General features: G+C 73.8%; 15 protein-coding genes. 4 read left to right on the forward strand and 11 right to left on the reverse strand.

What is annotated here, in order from left to right:
* Window positions 1-27: 27 nt before the first annotated feature.
* Window positions 28-1,245 (reverse strand): trans-sulfuration enzyme family protein, encoded by a 1,218-nt coding sequence (locus tag ACIRC0_RS21510; protein WP_403617742.1) that lies wholly within the window; start codon window positions 1,243-1,245, stop codon window positions 28-30.
* A 60-nt stretch (window positions 1,246-1,305) separates the two neighbouring features.
* Between ACIRC0_RS21510 and ACIRC0_RS21515 the strand changes: the two genes are divergently transcribed.
* Both ACIRC0_RS21515 and ACIRC0_RS21520 read left to right on the forward strand, forming a co-directional pair.
* The gene (locus ACIRC0_RS21515) at window positions 1,306-1,791 is read left to right on the forward strand and encodes an Lrp/AsnC family transcriptional regulator (RefSeq protein ID WP_403617744.1); all 486 of its coding nucleotides are present in this window, start codon (window positions 1,306-1,308) and stop codon (window positions 1,789-1,791) included.
* An 86-nt stretch (window positions 1,792-1,877) separates the two neighbouring features.
* A complete protein-coding gene (locus ACIRC0_RS21520; protein ID WP_403617746.1) occupies window positions 1,878-3,572 on the forward strand; it encodes a DUF885 domain-containing protein in 1,695 nt (564 codons plus the stop codon).
* A gap of 38 nt (window positions 3,573-3,610) precedes the next feature.
* Here the strand turns inward: ACIRC0_RS21520 and ACIRC0_RS21525 are convergent, their stop codons facing one another.
* Both ACIRC0_RS21525 and ACIRC0_RS21530 read right to left on the reverse strand, forming a co-directional pair.
* A complete protein-coding gene (locus ACIRC0_RS21525; RefSeq protein WP_403617748.1) occupies window positions 3,611-4,456 on the reverse strand; it encodes an SDR family oxidoreductase in 846 nt (281 codons plus the stop codon).
* 74 nt (window positions 4,457-4,530) lie between these two features.
* Window positions 4,531-5,013, reverse strand: coding sequence for a rhodanese-like domain-containing protein (locus ACIRC0_RS21530; RefSeq protein ID WP_403617750.1), 483 nt, complete (start codon window positions 5,011-5,013; stop codon window positions 4,531-4,533).
* A gap of 124 nt (window positions 5,014-5,137) precedes the next feature.
* Between ACIRC0_RS21530 and ACIRC0_RS21535 the strand changes: the two genes are divergently transcribed.
* Window positions 5,138-5,584: an Lrp/AsnC family transcriptional regulator gene (locus ACIRC0_RS21535; RefSeq protein ID WP_403617751.1), complete on the forward strand. Its 447-nt coding sequence runs from the start codon at window positions 5,138-5,140 to the stop codon at window positions 5,582-5,584.
* Between the two features lie 7 nt (window positions 5,585-5,591).
* Here ACIRC0_RS21535 and ACIRC0_RS21540 read toward each other — a convergent pair whose 3' ends face one another.
* The 3 genes from ACIRC0_RS21540 to ACIRC0_RS21550 form a co-directional block, all read right to left on the reverse strand.
* Window positions 5,592-8,585, reverse strand: a complete 2,994-nt coding sequence (locus ACIRC0_RS21540) for an AAA family ATPase (protein ID WP_403617753.1) — start codon at window positions 8,583-8,585, stop codon at window positions 5,592-5,594.
* Between the two features lie 31 nt (window positions 8,586-8,616).
* The gene (locus ACIRC0_RS21545; RefSeq protein WP_403617755.1) at window positions 8,617-9,780 is read right to left on the reverse strand and encodes an exonuclease SbcCD subunit D; all 1,164 of its coding nucleotides are present in this window, start codon (window positions 9,778-9,780) and stop codon (window positions 8,617-8,619) included.
* A 103-nt stretch (window positions 9,781-9,883) separates the two neighbouring features.
* A complete protein-coding gene (locus ACIRC0_RS21550; protein WP_403617757.1) occupies window positions 9,884-10,510 on the reverse strand; it encodes a YigZ family protein in 627 nt (208 codons plus the stop codon).
* A gap of 380 nt (window positions 10,511-10,890) precedes the next feature.
* On the opposite strand from ACIRC0_RS21550, the gene ACIRC0_RS21555 reads away from it, so the two are divergent.
* The gene (locus ACIRC0_RS21555; protein WP_403617759.1) at window positions 10,891-12,882 is read left to right on the forward strand and encodes an amino acid transporter; all 1,992 of its coding nucleotides are present in this window, start codon (window positions 10,891-10,893) and stop codon (window positions 12,880-12,882) included.
* Window positions 12,883-12,888: 6 nt separating this feature from the next.
* Here the strand turns inward: ACIRC0_RS21555 and ACIRC0_RS21560 are convergent, their stop codons facing one another.
* The 5 genes from ACIRC0_RS21560 to ACIRC0_RS21580 form a co-directional block, all read right to left on the reverse strand.
* The gene (locus tag ACIRC0_RS21560; protein WP_403617761.1) at window positions 12,889-13,434 is read right to left on the reverse strand and encodes a SixA phosphatase family protein; all 546 of its coding nucleotides are present in this window, start codon (window positions 13,432-13,434) and stop codon (window positions 12,889-12,891) included.
* The gene (locus ACIRC0_RS21565; protein WP_403617763.1) at window positions 13,431-14,114 is read right to left on the reverse strand and encodes a hypothetical protein; all 684 of its coding nucleotides are present in this window, start codon (window positions 14,112-14,114) and stop codon (window positions 13,431-13,433) included. The genes ACIRC0_RS21560 and ACIRC0_RS21565 overlap by 4 nt, the downstream gene beginning before the upstream one ends.
* 269 nt (window positions 14,115-14,383) lie before the next feature.
* A complete protein-coding gene (locus ACIRC0_RS21570) occupies window positions 14,384-14,614 on the reverse strand; it encodes an SHOCT domain-containing protein (RefSeq protein ID WP_403617765.1) in 231 nt (76 codons plus the stop codon).
* A gap of 301 nt (window positions 14,615-14,915) precedes the next feature.
* The gene (locus tag ACIRC0_RS21575) at window positions 14,916-15,563 is read right to left on the reverse strand and encodes a CBS domain-containing protein (protein ID WP_403617767.1); all 648 of its coding nucleotides are present in this window, start codon (window positions 15,561-15,563) and stop codon (window positions 14,916-14,918) included.
* Window positions 15,564-15,804: 241 nt separating this feature from the next.
* Window positions 15,805-16,248, reverse strand: a complete 444-nt coding sequence (locus tag ACIRC0_RS21580; RefSeq protein ID WP_403617769.1) for a universal stress protein — start codon at window positions 16,246-16,248, stop codon at window positions 15,805-15,807.
* Window positions 16,249-16,485: the final 237 nt, after the last annotated feature.

The raw sequence follows: 16,485 nt of genomic DNA on the forward strand, positions 1-16,485 counted from the left end.
CCGTTCCGTATGCCGGGAGACGGCCCGCTACCGGCCGGCCATCTCCTCCCGGCGCCGATCGCCTCCGCCCTGTTCCGCTCCCAGGGCCCGCTCCAGGTCGGCCCACAGGTCCTCCACGTCCTCCAGGCCCACCGACAGCCGCAGCAACCGGTCGCTCACCCCGGCGCCCCGGCGGTCCTCGGCGTCCACGATGCGGTGGCTGATGGACGCCGGATGCTGGATGAGGGTGTCGACGCTCCCGAGGCTCACCGCGGGCGTGATCAGACCGACCCCGGCGATCACCGCGTGAGGGTCCCCGTGCACATCGAAGGCGACCATGGCGCCCCCGATGCGGGGGTAGTGGACGCGGGCGACCCGCGGGTCCGCGGCGAGGCGGCGGGCCAGTTCGGCGGCGGTGGCGGACGCCGCCCGCACCCGTACCGGCAGCGTCGCGAGGCCGCGCAGCAGCAGATAGCCGGCGAGCGGATGCAGCACCCCGCCCGTCGCGAAGCGCACCTGCCGCAGCCGGCGTGCCAGTTCCTCGTCGCAGGCCACCACCCCGCCCATCACGTCGCCGTGCCCGCCGAGGTACTTGGTGGCACTGTGCAGCACCAGGCGCGCCCCCTGCTCGACGGGCCGCTGCAGCACGGGCGTGGCGAAGGTGTTGTCCACCAGCAGCGGGATCGAGCCGCACGCGTGCGCGACCGCCCGCAGGTCGACCTCCGCGAGCGTCGGGTTGGCCGGGGACTCGACCATGACCAGGCCGGTGTCCGGGCGCAGCGCCTCCTCGATGCCCGCCGGGTCGGTCCAGGTCACCTCGGAGCCCAGCAGTCCGGCGGTCAGGAGGTGGTCGCTGCAGCCGTACAGCGGTCGTACGGCGACGACATGCCGCAGGCCCAGCGCGCCCCGGGCGAGCAGCACGGCGCTCAGCGCGGCCATGCCGCTGGCGAACGCGACCGCGCTCTCGGTGCCCTCCAGGCGGGCGAGCGCGGTCTCGAAGCGGGCGACGGTCGGATTGCCGAGCCGTCCGTAGACGGGCGGGCCCACCAGCTCGGCGCCGTCGGCCGCGAAGGCGTCGAGGCGGGCGGCCTCGCCCCTGCTGTCCGGGGAGGGGTAGGTGGTGGACAGGTCCAGGGGCGGCGCGTGCAGCCCCAGGGCGACGAGGTCCTCGCGCCCGGCGTGCACGGCCTCGGTGGCGAGCGCCCGGTGCCCGGACGGACCGCCCACGGGGAATCCGTTCCGCGTGTCATGAGTACGGGAATCCATGGACGGCAGACTGAACACCGGCCGGGGTCACGGCGGCGAAACCCGTGTTACGTTCGGCGCATGGCCGAATCCGTCGTACTGGACCCGGTGGACCTGCATCTGCTGCGGCTTTTGCAGAACGACGCCCGGGCCACCTACCGCGACCTCGCCGCGCAGGTCGGGGTCGCGCCCTCGACCTGCCTGGACCGGGTGACACGGCTGCGCCGCTCGGGCGTGATCCTCGGCCATCAGCTGCGGCTGGACCCGGCGAGGCTGGGGCGCGGTCTGGAAGCGCTGCTGTCGGTGCAGGTCAGACCGCACCGGCGGGAGCTGGTCGGTCCGTTCGTGGAGCGCATCCGGGCGCTGCCCGAGTCCCGTACCGTCTTCCATCTCACCGGCCCGGACGACTACCTGGTGCATGTCGCGGTCGCGGACATGGCGGATCTTCAGCGACTGGTGCTCGACGAGTTCACGGCACGGCGGGAAGTGGCGCGGGTGGAGACCCGGTTGATCTTCCAGCAGTGGGACTGCGGCCCGCTGCTCCCCCCGGGACAGGCCACTGCCTGAGCCGTGCCGAAACCCGCTGGGCAGGGGGTAAGCCGAGCGCTGAATCCACGTGACGCGCACCACGTGGACGTATGAGGATTGTCCGCATGTCTGACACGACCACAAGCCCTCTGCCCCGGGAGGTCGCCGACGCCTACGTCGACGACCTCGTCGCCCTCGACCCGGTCACCGGCACCTACCTCGGTGTGAAGGAGAGTTCGAGCAAGCTGCCCGACACCTCGCCCGCGGGCCAGGAGGCGCTCGCCGAGCTGGCGCGGGAGACCCTCGCCCGGCTCGACGAGGCGGAGCGCCGACCGGGCGCGGACAGTGACATCGAGCGCCGGTGCGCGCGCCTGCTGCGCGAGCGGCTCACCGCCGAGCTCGCCGTGCACGAGGCCGACGAGGGCCTGAGAGCGGTGAGCAACCTCTCGTCCCCCGTGCACTCCGTGCGGAACGTCTTCACCATCACCCCCGTGGCGACGGAGGAGGACTGGGCGGCGGTCGCCGAGCGGCTGCGCGCCGTGCCCGCCGCCCTGCGGGGCTACCGCGAGTCCCTGGCCCTCGGCCTGGAGCGCAAGCTCCATGCCGGTCCGCGCCCGACCGCGACCTTCATCGAGCAGCTCACCGAATGGTCGGACAAGGACGGCCAGGGCCGCGGCTGGTTCGAGGGCTTCGCCTCCCAGGGCCCCGACGCGCTGCGTGCGGAGCTGGACGAGGCCGCCCGCGCGGCGACCGCTGCCGTCACGGAGCTGCGGGACTGGATGCGCGACGTGTACGCGCCGACGATCGAGGACGCGCCGGACACGGTCGGCCGTGAGCGTTACGCCCGTTTCGCGCGCTACTTCAACGGCACGGACCTGGACCTCGACGAGGCGTACGCGTACGGCTGGTCGGAGTACCACCGCATCCTCGGCGAGATGAAGAAGGAGGCCGAGAAGGTCCTGCCCGGTGCCGCGACCCCTTGGGTGGCGCTCGCTCACCTGGACGAGCACGGCACCCACATCGAGGGCGTCGAAGAGGTCCGGGCCTGGCTGCAGGGGCTGATGGACGAGGCGATCGACGCACTGGACGGCACGCACTTCGAACTCGCCGAGCGGGTGCGGAAGGTCGAGTCGTGCATCGCGCCTCCCGGCAGCGCCGCGGCGCCCTACTACACGGCTCCCTCCGCGGACTTCTCCCGCCCGGGCCGCACCTGGCTGCCGACGATGGGGCAGAACCGCTTCCCGGTCTACGACCTCGTCTCGACCTGGTACCACGAGGGCGTTCCCGGCCACCACCTCCAGCTCGCACAGTGGGCGCACGTGGCCGACGACCTCTCCCGCTACCAGGCGACGGTGGGCATCGTCAGCGCCAACGCCGAGGGCTGGGCGCTGTACGCGGAGCGCCTGATGGACGAACTGGGCTTCCTCACCGACCCGGAGCGGCGCCTCGGCTACCTGGACGCCCAGATGATGCGGGCGCTGCGGGTCATCGTCGACATCGGCATGCACCTGGAGCTTCGGATCCCGGCGGACTCGCCGTTCCACCCGGGCGAGCGCTGGACGCCGGAGCTGGCGCACGAGTTCTTCGGCTCCCACAGCAGCCGTCCGGCGGACTTCGTGGAGAGCGAGCTGATCCGCTACCTGTCGATGCCGGGCCAGGCGATCGGCTACAAGCTGGGCGAGCGGGCCTGGCTGCTGGGCCGCGAGAAGGCCCGGGAGCGTCACGGCGACGCGTTCGACGCGAAGGCCTGGCACATGGCGGCGCTCTCGCAGGGCTCACTGGGCCTGGACGACCTGGTGGACGAACTGTCCCGCCTCTGATCGCGCGTGGACGGCCGGATCTCCGCCGGGTCCGGCCGTCAGCGGCGGAAGCCTCCCTCCGAGCCGATGACCTGACCGGTGATCCAGGCCGCCTCGTCCGTGGCGAGCCAGGCGATGAGCCGGGCCGGATCGTCGGGCATGCCCCAGCGCCCGGCCGGGAAGCGCGCGGCGACGGCCTCGTAGGCGTCACCGGTCAGGTAATCGGTGTCGACGGGGCCGGGGTTGACCGTGTTGACGGTGACGGCGTGCTCGGCGAGCGTCGTGGACAGCGAGCGCGTGATCGAGGCGAGGGCGCCCTTCTGGAGCGCGTACGCGATCTCGCCCGGCATGCCGTCCCCGAGGTCCTGCCCCGAGGTCATCATCACCACCCGCCCGCCCGGAGTGCCCGACGGCAGCCCGGCGCGCAGCCGGGCGTACGCCTGCACCAGGAGGAGCACCGAGCGGGCGTCCACGGCCCAGTGCGCGTCCAGCATGGCGGCGTCGATGGTGTCGAGGGTGCCGTCGCTGCCGCTGAGCGCGTGGTTGGCGACGAGGATGTCGATGCGTCCGCCCAGCGCCTCGGCGGCCCGCGCGACCAGCTCGGCCGGGGCCGCCGGGTCGGAGAGGTCCGCGGGGCCGTCCGCAACGGGCGCGCCCGGGTCGCCGAGTGCCGCGCGCACTCCGGCGACCACGTCGTCGACGCGGTCGGCGCCCCAGGGCATGTCCGCGTCGTGCGGCACATGGTGGTGCAGATAGACCCCGGCGCCGTACGCGGCCAGCCGCCGGGCCACCGCGTACCCGATGCCGGCGCGCCTGCTCGCGCCGGTGACGAGGGCGGTGCGGCCGCGCAGGGGCAGCGGATCGCGTCGGAGCTCTTCGGGCGCGGGATGCGGGAGTCGGGGCACGGTCGCCATGATGCGGACGGCGGGCGCCGCCCGCACCCGGTTTTCCCACGCCCCGGGGCGCGGCGGGCGGCCGGTCAGCAGCCGCAGTCCGCGTCCTGAGCAGGTGCCGTCAGAGGATCGGCGGCGCGCTGCCCGGGGCCCTGCCAGGTCTCGTACGCGAAGCCCTCGCGCACCCAGTACTCGAAGCCGCCCAGCATCTCCTTGACCTGGAAGCCCAGTTCGGCGAGGGCGAGGGCCGCGCGCGTCGCACCGTTGCAGCCCGGGCCCCAGCAGTAGGTGACCACCGGCACCGCCCTGTCGAGGAGTTGCTCGGCCTGTTCCCGGATGAGCGCGGTGGGCAGGTGCACCGCACCGGGGATGTGGCCCTGGTCCCAGGCCGCGGTGGAGCGGGAGTCGAGGAGGACGAACCCGGGGTCGCCGCCGGCCGCGAGCGCGGCGGCGACGTCGGACACGTCGGCGTGGAAGGCGAGGCTCGCCCGGAAGTGGGCGGCGGCGGTGGCCGGCGCGGCCGGGGGGACGCGCAGGACGGGGTTCTCGGCGGTCGTGCTGATGCTCAACGGGCTGACCTTTCCCTGGTGGAGTTCGCTGCCCAGAAACCTATGGCGATCGACCGCCTCCCTGAACGGACGATCAACGGCCTACATCTTGATCAGCCGGGGATTCCCCTGCTATCCCTCGGGAATGACCGCCTATTCCCCGGACGCCACCGACTGGCGCATCCTCGATGTCCTCCAGCGCGACGGCCGCGCCACCTACGCCGAGCTGGCGCGTGCCGTCTCCATGTCCGCGAGCGCGGTCACCGAACGGGTGCGGCGGCTGGAGGAGGCCGGCGTCATCCAGGGGTACGCGGCGGTCGTCGACCCGGAGCGGCTGGGTCTGCCCATCCTGGCGTTCGTGCGGCTGCGCTACCCGAACGGCAACTACAAGCCGTTCCACGACCTCGTGGCCGCGACCCCCGAGATCCTGGAGGCGCACCACGTCACCGGCGACGACTGCTTCGTCATCAAGGTCACGGCACGCTCCATGCGCCACCTGGAGGAGGTGTCGGGCAGGATCGGCACGCTGGGCTCGGTGACGACGAGCGTGGTGTACTCCTCGCCCCTCCCCCGCCGTTCTCTCGGCCGCTGACCGCCGCTCAGCCGACTCCCCGCTGCCGTACGACGGAACCCGTCCGGCCCTTCACGACCTCCAGCTGCGCGTGGATACGGCGTCGCAGGTCGGCGACATGGCTGACGATGCCCACGCTGCGGTCCCGCTCGCGCAGCGAGTCGAGCACGTCGAGGACCTCGTCGAGGGTCTGGTCGTCCAGGCTGCCGAACCCCTCGTCGATGAACAGCGTGTCCAGGCGCACCCCGCCCGCCTCGTCGGTGACGACGTCCGCGAGGCCGAGGGCGAGGGCGAGGGAGGCGAAGAACGTCTCTCCGCCGGACAGGGTCGCGGTGTCGCGCTCCCGCCCGGTCCACGCGTCGACGACATGCAGCCCGAGGCCGCTGCGGCCGCGTCCGGACCGGTCGTCGGAGTGGACGAGGGTGTAGCGGCCCGAGGACATGCGCTGCAGCCGTACGGTCGCGGCGGCCGCCACCTGTTCGAGGCGGGCGGCCAGCACGTACGACTCCAGGCGCATCCTGCGTTCGTTCTCGGCGGAGGTGCCGGCGGCGAGGGACGCCAGCCGGGCCACCCGGTCGTACTCGTCGCGCAGCGGCGCGAGGCGCCGTACGGACGCGGTCGCACGCGCGGACAGCCGGTCGAGTTCGGCGCAGCGGCGGGCCGCCTCGTCCTGGGCGGAGACCGCCGCCTGCAGCCGGCGGGCCGCGGCCTCGGCGGCCTGTTCGGCGCCGGCGAGGTCGGCCGGCGGCTGCTGGGCCGCCGCCGCGGTGTCGGCCTCGGCGAGCATCGCGCGGACGGCGGCCTCCTCCTGCTGCCAGGCGTCCAGGCGTCGTTGCAGCTCGCGATGGGCGCTGTCGTCGAGGAGGGCGGCGGCCGCGGCCTGCGGGGTGTCGAAGCCGGCGCGGAAGGCCGCGTCGGCCAGGCGTGCGTCGGCCTCCTTGAGGCGCTGCGCGCTGTCCTCGGCGGTGCGGACCGCGTCGGCGGCCTCGGTGAGGAGGGCGGCCCGGCGCTCCAGCTGCGCGGCGCGCGCGGCCACGCTCACCGCATCGCCCCGGGCCCGGCCCAACTCCTCCATGAGCGCGTTCCGTTCACGCTCCAGCGCGTCCCGGCGGGAGACGCGCGCCGCCACGCGCAGGGCGGCCTCCTGCCGGGCCGCAGTGCGCCGCTCGCGTTCCTGCTCGGCCCGCCGCAGCTCCTCCTGTGCCGGGTGCAGCTGCGAGGCGCCCGCGCGTGCGGCGCTGTAGAGCCGCTCCAGTTCGTCCGCCTGCGCGGCGAGTTCGCCGGTCGGCGTGTCTCCCGCCTCGGCGGTCGCGGCGGCCAGCGCCTCCCGTACGGCGGCGAGTCGCCGCTCGTCCTCGGCGTGCTGCTCCTCGGCGTGCCGGTAGGCGGCGAGCGCCCGCTCCTCCGCTTCCCGGCCGACGTGTCCGGCCACCTTCCGGGCGGGCGCGGGGTGGTCGGTGGCGCCGCAGACGGCGCAGGGTTCGCCGTCGAGGAGCCCGGCGGCCAGTTCCGCGGCGATGCCCTTCAGCCGCTGTTCCTTGAGGTCGAGCCAGTGTTCGTGGGCCGCGAGTGCGCGCTCCCGGGAGGCGAGGGCGCGGGCCTGGGCCGCCTCGGTGTCCTGGGCGAGCCGGTCGCGCTCACGGGCCGCCCTCAGCCGGTTCCGGGCCGGTTCGCGCCGCACGGCGAGTTGCTCGGCGCGGGTGGCGGCCTCCTGGGCGGAGTCGATCCGTTCCTGCAGGGCGGCTCGGGTCTGCTCCCAGTCGGCGAGCCAGCCCTCGGCGTCCTGCAGGACCTCTTCGTCGGCACGCTCCTGGCGGTCCATCTCCGTCCGCTCGGCGGCGAGTTCGCCCAGTCGCCGCTCGGCGCGGCGGGCCGACTCCAGGCCGCCCAGCTCCTCCGTCGCCCGGCGCGCGGCGGCGGCGAGCCCTGCGGCCCCGGCGTCCGCGTCGGTCTCCGGGAGCCGGGCGCGCGCGCGGGCCTCGGCTTCGGCGGCGCGCCGGTGCTCGGCCTCCGCGGAGTCGCGCAGGTCCAGGGCGGGCGCCACCGCCTCGGCCTTGCGGGCGCGTTCCATGCGCTCCCGCGCCTCCCGGTGGGCATCGGCCCGCTGCTCAAGGAGGGCCGCACGCTCCCGGGCCTCGGCGAACCTGCGCTGGAGCCGGGCCCGTTCGCGTACCTCGTCCAGGGCACGCTCGGCGGCGGCCCGCGCCGACTCGGCGGCCGTGCGCGCGCACTGGGCGATGGCCAGGCGCTCACGGGCCGTGCTGCGGGCGACGGCGGCCCAGCTCAGGACGGCTTCGGCGAGCCCCGGGTCGCCGGGGGCGAGGTCCGGCAGGGGCACGGGGTCACCGGCCGCCTGCTGCATGCGGTGGGCGTCGGCGAGCAACGCGGCGTCACCGTCCCGTACTTCGGCCTCCGTGGTCCGGCGCCGTTCGGCCAGGCGCTTTTCGGCCTCGGCGAAGCGGTGGGTGTCGAAGAGGCGGCCGAGCAGCTTGCCGCGGGCCTCGGCGTCGGCGCGCAGGAAGCGGGCGAAGTCGCCCTGGGGCAGCAGCACGACCTGGCAGAACTGCTCACGGCTCATGCCGAGCAGCTGGGTGATCTCCTCGCCGATCTCCTGGTGGGAGCGGCTGAGGTCCTTCCAGGTGCGGGCGGCGCTGTCGTACTCGCGCAGCCAGGTCTGGGCCTTGTCGGTCGTCGTGCCGCTGCCGCGCTTCTTCGGGCGCTCCCAGGGCGGCTGCCGGGTGATCTCCAGCCGCCGTCCGGCGACGGTGAGTTCGAGCCGGATCTCGGTGCGTGTCCCCGGCGCGGCGTGGTCGCTGCGCAGGGTCAGGCCCTGACCGCTCTGCCGGGCGCCGGGCACGGCTCCGTAGAGCGCGTAGCACACGGCGTCCAGGACGGATGTCTTGCCGGCGCCGGTCGGCCCGTGCAGCAGGAAGAGTCCGGCCGCCGACAGGGCGTCGAAGTCGACCTTCTGGGTGCCGCCGAACGGGCCGAAGGCGGTGATGTCGAGTCGGTGCAGCCTCACTGGTCCCCCTCCGTTCCACGCGTGTGCGAGGTCACCGGGCGCCCTCCCGGACCGCCTGGTCGGCGCGCACCGCGTCGAAGGCCTCCCGCAGCACGGCCCGTTCGCGCTCGTCGGGTCCCGCCCCGCGCACATGGGCCACGAAGTCCTCCGCGATCTGCTGGTCGGAGCGGCCGGCCAGCCTGCGCGCATACGACACACCGGCGTCCTCGGGGGCGCGCTCGGGGTCGAAGACGAGGCTGAGGGTGTGCGGGAAGCGCTCGGTCAGCCGGGCCATGGGCTCGGCTGGCCGCACCGGGTCGGTGAGCGTGGCCTCCACCCACGCCTCCTCGTGCCGCGCCAGCTCCGGGTCGGCGAGCAGGTCCTCCAGATGTCCGCGGAGCCGGGCGAGGGGCCGCGGCACCGGGCAGTCGACGCGCTCCGCCACGACCGAGCCGTCGGCGCCGAGGTCGACGAGCCACATGCTCTTGCGGTGGCCTGCCTCCGAGAAGGAGTACGGCAGCGGGGAGCCCGAGTAGCGCACGCGCTCGGTGATGGTCTGGCTGCCGTGCAGATGGCCCAGCGCCACGTAGTCCACGCCGTCGAAGACGCCGGCCGGCACCGCGGCGACCCCGCCGACCGTGATGTCCCGCTCGCTGTCGCTGGGTTCGCCCCCGGTGACGAAGGCGTGGGCGAGGACGACGGAGCGGGTGCCCGGAGCGCGCGTGGCGAGGTCGGCGCGGACCCGGTCCAAGGCGGCCGCGAGCACCGCCTCGTGGCCCGCCTTGTCGACCCCGAACTCGTCCTTGACCAGGGCCGGTTCCAGATACGGCAGGCCGTAGAACGCCACGTCCCCGTGCGCGTCGCCCAGCACGACCGGGGTTCCGCAGGCCGCGGGCTCGGTTCGCAGGTGGATGCCCGCGCGGCCGATGAGGCCGGCGCCGACGCCCAGGCGGCGCGCCGAGTCGTGGTTCCCGGAGATCATCACCGTGGGCACGCCGAGGTCGGCGAGGCGGTGCAGGGCGTCGTCGAACAGCTCGACCGCGGCGAGCGGCGGCACCGCCCGGTCGTACACGTCTCCCGACACCACGACCGCGTCCACACCGCGCTCGCGCACGGTGGTGACGAGGTGGGCTATGAACGCGGCCTGGGCGTCGAGCATGTTCACGCGGTGGAACGCCCGGCCCAGATGCCAGTCGGAAGTGTGCAGCAGCCTCATGATCCCCGAGACTAACGGCCGGGTCTGACATCACGGGCGGTTACTCCCGTACCGGGCCGCCGGGACGGAAGCGGCCCGACGGCCCGTCAGTCCGGTGCGTCCGTCACGCGTCCCCGTACGCCTCTCCGCCCAGCTCCAACCGGGCCGTGCCCGCCGTCACATCGGCGAGCCACGCGCGGAACGCCTCGACGTCGGCATCCGGCAGCCCGACCTCGAGGGTGACGTCCTCGCCGTAGCGCACGTCCCGTACCTCACGGCCGGTCGCGCGCAGGTCGTTCTGCACCTTGCCCGCGCGCTGGTGGTCGACCGTCACCGTGGCGAGCCGGAAGCGGCGGCGGGTGAGGGTGCCGAGCGCGTCCAGCGCCTCGCCGACCGCTCCCCCGTACGCCCTGATGAGCCCGCCCGCCCCCAACTTCACGCCGCCGTAGTAGCGGGTGACGACGGCGACGACGTACCGCATGTCCCGGCGCAGCAGCATCTGGAGCATGGGGACGCCCGCGGTGCCGCCCGGCTCGCCGTCGTCGCTCGCCTTCTGGATCGCGGCGTCGGCGCCGATGACGTACGCGTAGCAGTTGTGGGTGGCGTCGGCGTGCTCCTTGCGGACGCCCGCGATGAAGTCCTGCGCCTCCTCCTCGGTGGCGGCCGGGGCGAGCGCGCACAGGAAACGGGAGCGGTTGACCTCGGTCTCGTGCACGCCCGCGCGGGCGACTGTGCGGTACTCGTCCTGCATCACGCCAGCGTATGCGGCACCCGCCGGGGTTCCGCAGGCGGGCCGGTCCCGCAGCCGCCCACGCCACGCGCGCGTGGCGCTGGTCACGGACATGGGAAAGCCCCCGCGCGCGTGGCGCTCGTCTCGGGTATGGGAAGCCCGCGCGCGTGGGCTCGTCACGGCCATCTCAAAGCCACCGCGCGCGTGGGCTCGTCACGGCCGTCCGAAAGCCACCGCGCGCGCGGCACTCGTCACCGGCGTAAGCCTCGCGCGTGGCCGCCTCCAGGTCACCCGACTGGGCGCGTCCCAGGCGTTCGCCCCCGGCATCGGGGCACACCACCCCGTAGTGGATACTCGCTCGTCGTTGTCCGACCGCCCGACGATCACAGGGAGAACACCGCATGACCGGCACCCAGGTGGAGAGCCCGGACGCCACCGAGCCCGGCCATTCGCGGCCCTCCACCGCCGCGGCCCACTGCCGGGCCTGGCTCCTGGAGGGCCTGAGCGAGCGCGCGGCGCGCCACCCGGGCCCGCACGCCACCCGGGACGACGGGCACGAGGGCCACGCCTGGTGGCGGGTGATGTGCCTGACCGGCGTGGACTACTTCTCCACCCTCGGCTACCAGCCCGGGATCGCCGCGCTCGCGGCCGGGCTCCTGTCGCCGCTCGCCACGCTCGTGCTGATCGCGCTGACCCTGTTCGGCGCGCTCCCGGTGTACCGCCGGGTGGCCCACGAGAGCCCGCACGGCGAGGGCTCGATCGCCATGCTGGAGCGGCTGCTGCCGTGGTGGGCGGGGAAGGTCCTCGTCCTCGTGCTCCTCGGCTTCGCGGCCACCGACTTCCTGATCACGATCACCCTGTCGGCCGCGGACGCCGCCGCCCACGTCGTGGAGAACCCCTTCGCTCCGCACTGGATGGACGGCGGCAACACCTGGATCACGCTGCTCCTGGTCGCCGCGCTGGGCGCCGTTTTCCTGAAGGGCTTCAAGGAGGCCATCGGTATCGCGGTCGCCCTGGTGGCCACGTACCTCGCGCTCAACGTCGTCGTGATCGCCGTCTCGGCCTGGGAAGTGCTCAGCCACCCGGTGCGGATCGGCGACTGGACGCACGCGATGACCGCCGAGCACTCCTCGCCGCTCGCGATGATCGGCGTGGCGCTGCTCGTCTTCCCGAAGCTGGCGCTCGGCATGTCCGGCTTCGAGACGGGCGTGGCGGTGATGCCGCAGGTCAAGGGCGACCCGACGGACACCTACGCGGATCCGGCCGGCCGGGTGCGCGACACGCGCAAACTGCTCACCACGGCCGCCGTGATCATGAGCTGTCTGCTGCTGCTGTCCAGCCTGGCGACGACGATCCTGATCCCGCAGGCCGCCTTCAAGAGCGGCGGCCCGGCCAACGGCCGCGCGCTCGCGTATCTCGCGCACGAGCACCTGGGCGGGGCCTTCGGCACGGTCTACGACATCTCGACGATCGCGATCCTGTGGTTCGCGGGCGCCTCCGCGATGGCCGGCCTGCTCAACCTGGTGCCGCGCTATCTGCCGCGCTACGGCATGGCCCCCGAGTGGACCCGCGCCGTCCGGCCCCTCGTGCTGGTCTTCATGGCGGCCGCGGTCCTCATCACGCTGTGGTTCCACGCGGACGTCGACGCCCAGAGCGGCGCGTATGCGACGGGTGTGCTCGTGCTGATGCTCTCCGCGGCGTTCGCCTCGACGGTCGCCGTGCACCGGCGCGGCCACCGGGCCGCCGCACTCGGCTTCGGCACGATCACCGCCGTCCTCGCGTACACCCTGGTCACCAACGTGATCGAGCGGCCCGACGGCATCAAGATCGCGATGATCTTCATCGTGGCGATCCTCGTCACCTCGTTCGCCTCGCGCGTGCACCGCGCCTTCGAACTGCGGGCGGCGACGGTCACATTCGACGAGGCTGCGGCCCGGCTGATCGACGAGGCCGCGGCGAGCGGGCCGCTGTTGCTCATCGCCAACGAGCCGCAGGAGCACACCACCGGGGAGTACCGCGCCAAGGAGTCCAGCCAGCGGGAGCAGACGCACATCCCGGACGGGCGGCCGGTGCTCTTCCTGGAGGTCTTCGTCACCGACTCCTCGGACTTCACCGCCGATCTGACCGTCCACGGCGACGAGAAGCACGGAGTGCGCAGGCTGCGCGTCCAGGGCGCGACCGTGCCCAACACCATCGCGGCGGTCCTGATGGAGCTGCGCGACCGCACCGGCCAGGTGCCGCACGCCTACTTCAACTGGACCGAGGGTGCCCCGTTCAGCCACCTGCTGCGCTTCCTGGTGTTCGGGGACGGCGAGGTCGCCCCGGTCACGCGGGAGGTGCTGCGCCGTGCGGAACAGGACCCGGAGCGGCGCCCCCGGGTCCACGTCGGCTGAGCCTTCCTACTTCGGCTTCCTTCCGCGCGCCACCACCACGTCCGTGAGGAGCGCCGCCCCGGGGGCCAGCGCCTCCCAGGCGGGGCCGTGCCAGGCGAGGACGGCGATGCCCGCGGTGGGGAACTTGGTGCGGACCCGGTCGACCGTGTCGTTCAGGCCGTCCCCGGCGAGTTCCAGCACCAGCTCGGCGAGCCCCGGGTTGTGCCCGATCAGCAGCAACGTCCGCACGACGGCGGGCACTTCGTGCACGGCGTCGATCAGATCGGGGACGTCGGCGGCGTACAGCCGTCGTTGGAGTCGTACGGGCGGCGGTGTGCCCCACTGGGCCGAGGCCAGCTCCCAGGTCTGGCGGGCGCGGACCGCGGTCGAGCACAGGGCGAGGTCGGGCAGCCAGTCGGCCTCGGCGAGCGCGCGCCCGGCGGCCGGGGCGTCCCGGCGGCCGCGCGCCGCGAGCGGCCGTTCGTGGTCGGGGACGCCCTCGGGCCAGGCGGACTTGGCGTGCCGCAGCACGACGAGCCTGCGCAGCGGGCCCTGCCCGGCCGGGGTGCTCATGTCCAGGTACCGATCTCGCGGGTGAGGTCGAGTCCGAGCAGCCGGTCGGCGTAGGCGTACGTCTCGAAGCGTGCCCCGTCCGGCACGTCGTCGGCGCTCTCCACGCACCGCAGGACGTCCAGGACGGCGGGGACGTCGAGATCGTCCTCCCAGGCGGTGCGCAGTTCCTGCCGCACCTGCTCGGGGATCGGCTTGGAGGGGCGGGTCGCCCAGGCGGCGACGGCCTTGCGCCAGCGGACCAGGGTGTCCCGCGCCTCGGTGAGGGTGGCCGTGTCGAGGTCGGCCGGCTGTCGGCGGGGGTGGGCGAGCAGGGCGAGTCGTAGCACCGACGGCGGGGCGGCGGTGTCGGCGGGGCCGGTCGCGGGGGCCACCTCGACACGTACCCCGTCGGGCGCGGCGCCCGGTACTCCGACCACGTGCAGTACCTGTCCGATGCCCGGTGCCTCCGGCTCCGCGGGGCGGATGCCGAGGTCGTCGGCGCGTGCCCGGAGTGCGGCGGGCGGTGCGCCGACCGTGACGACGGGGGTTCCGCCGAGCTCCAGGGCCCTGGCCAGCACGTCGGCCACCAGCAGCACCCGCAGCGCGGAGCTGTCGGCCCCGGCCGGGTGCGCGTGGACCCGGACCAGGCCCGGACGGACGTCGGTGGGCTCGCCGCTGCGGGCGTCGATGATTCGGAGCACGAGGCGAGCGTAAGGCGGGCCGGGCCCCCGGCGCAGCAGAGCGGAATCCGTTCCGGACGGTCCGCCGCTCGAGCGAATTTGCATGGATCCGCACTCGAGCGACTCTGCATGGATCCGCACTCGAGTGACTCCGCGTGGCCCCGCACTCGAGCGACTCCGCGTGGCCCGCGATGCCGACATGACCGGAAGGGAGCCCGCAGACGCACACCGAACCGTCGGTGCGGCTGATGACCCACAAGACCGTCCAGGCTCACCCCGTCCGGCTCTGGTCATCGGGGTCTCGGCCGGTGCGCGGCCAGCTGCTCACGGGTCTCGGTGTAGGTGTCCGTGTCGATCTCGCCGGAGGCGTAGCGGCGGTCGAGGATCTCCTCGGGTGTCTCTCTCGGCGCCGGCCGGGAGTCGGTGCCGTCGCCACGAGGCGCGGGGCGCTGGAAGAGACGGATCACCGCCCACACCACCAGGGCGATCAGCGCGATCCGCACCAGCGGGATGAAAGCCATCCACGCCCAGCTGCCGCCATTCCAGTACATCACCGAAGCTCACTTCCCCACGAGGCTTCTGCCGCCTGCTCTCTCCGCTCTCTGCACAGGACCGGGACGGCCCAAGGGGCCTTTCGGCCCCACGCGGGACCATTCGGCGGCACACGGCCGGTGCCGCTCTGGCCACGCTCCCGTGGAGCCTGGCGCCGTCGCTGCGGGAATACCAGCCGGTGGCGCGCCGGCTCCCCCTCCGGCCGCCGTACGGAGCCGGGATCCGTCTCGGCCGGGGCGGGTCCGCGCACCAGAACGCTGCAGCCCTGGCTCAGGGCTCCGTCGATGTGGTCCACCCCGACGGCTGCGCCACCTCCTCGTCGGCGGTGTCGTCCCGGTGGAAGTCCAGCCGGTTGACGACCTCCACCACGCCGTCGACCCCCTCGCACAGCCGCGCGGTGACGGGGAGCAGACTCTTGCGCTCCACTCTGCCGCTCAGCGTGACCCGGCCGTCGATGACCTCCACGGTCAGCGACGAGGGAGGCAGGCCCAGCGTCCGGACGATGACGTCCTCGAGGATCTCCTCCTGAATCGCCCGATCGTGACGGAGGAAGATCTGCACCAAGTCGCTTCGACTGATCACGCCGATCAGGCGGCCCTCGTCGTCCACCACGGGCAGGCGCTTGACCTTCTGCGTCTGCATCGTCCGCGCGGCACGCACCGCGTCCCACCCCGGCTCCGCGACCACGGCGGGGCTCGTCATCAGTTCCCCGGCAGTGCTGCCGGCGTCACCGGACGTCTGCTTGCGCAGCAGGTCCGCCTCGGACACCACTCCGACGGGCCGGTCACCGTCGTCGACCACCGGGACGGCGGTGATGTCGTACTCGTCGAGGAGGCGTGCGATCTCCTTGAACGTCGTGCCCGGTCGCACGCTCACGGCGGTGGGGGTCATCAGATCGCCCACGCTGCGGTGCCTCATCGCTCCGCCCCTTTCCCGTGGTCCTGCAGCAGTCCGTCCGGTCGGGTGCCGACCGGAACGACGACGCTCTGGCGGCGCCTCGAAAGTGTTCTTGATCAGGCAGCCGCACCGCCGCAGGCGCCGCGCCGTGCGGCGGCGGACTGTTCGGCCCCAGCACGCGGCGGACGGGACACGGTGGACTGACGTGTCACCACCACAGAGTACCGAGATCGCACTTCCGGCCGGGACCGCCGCACGGCCCTCATCGCGGCTCCGGACGCACGATGACAACCGGGCACTTCGCATGGTGGGCGACGTGCTGGCTGACGGACCCCAGCAGGGCCCGGCCGAACCCGCCCCGCCCCCTGCTGCCCACCACCAACGCATCGGCGCCCTCGGCGGCCCTCAGAAGCACGTCGACGGTGTTGCCACGGATCAGCAGCGCCCTCACGGAGGCCGCTTCCTCGGCTCCCAGCACCTCGTTCAGCTCCTGGTTCAGCCGCTGCCGGGCAACGGCCTCGTCGAAGTCGGCGTCCACGGCCAGAGCCGACCAGCCGTACGCGCCGGGCAGATCCCACGCCGCCACGGCGTCCACGGTGCCGCCGATCAGGCCGGCGTACCGCACGGCCCAGAGCAGCGCCGCGTGGGAGGACCGCGAACCGTCGACGCCGACCACGACACGGGGCCTGGAAGTGTCCGTGCCCATACGTCTCACCTCTCCTGCGGCCCTCTCGCCGCCACGCCGGATGCCGCTGCTCACCTCCACGCTGCGCGACTGGGTGACGGCGCGCCAGGGAAGGGCGGCCGAGTGGGCCGGGCCGCAGGCAGTGCTGCGCGGTGAACTTCTCCGCCGTCCAGGACCCGCCGAAGCGCCCCAGCCCGCTGACCTTCTCCGCCGATCGCGAGCGACTTGGTGGCCGCACAGGTTCACGCGGAACCGCTG

The organism is Streptomyces sp. NPDC093984 (assembly GCF_044764595.1).
GTDB classification, from domain to species: domain Bacteria; phylum Actinomycetota; class Actinomycetes; order Streptomycetales; family Streptomycetaceae; genus Streptomyces; species Streptomyces cynarae.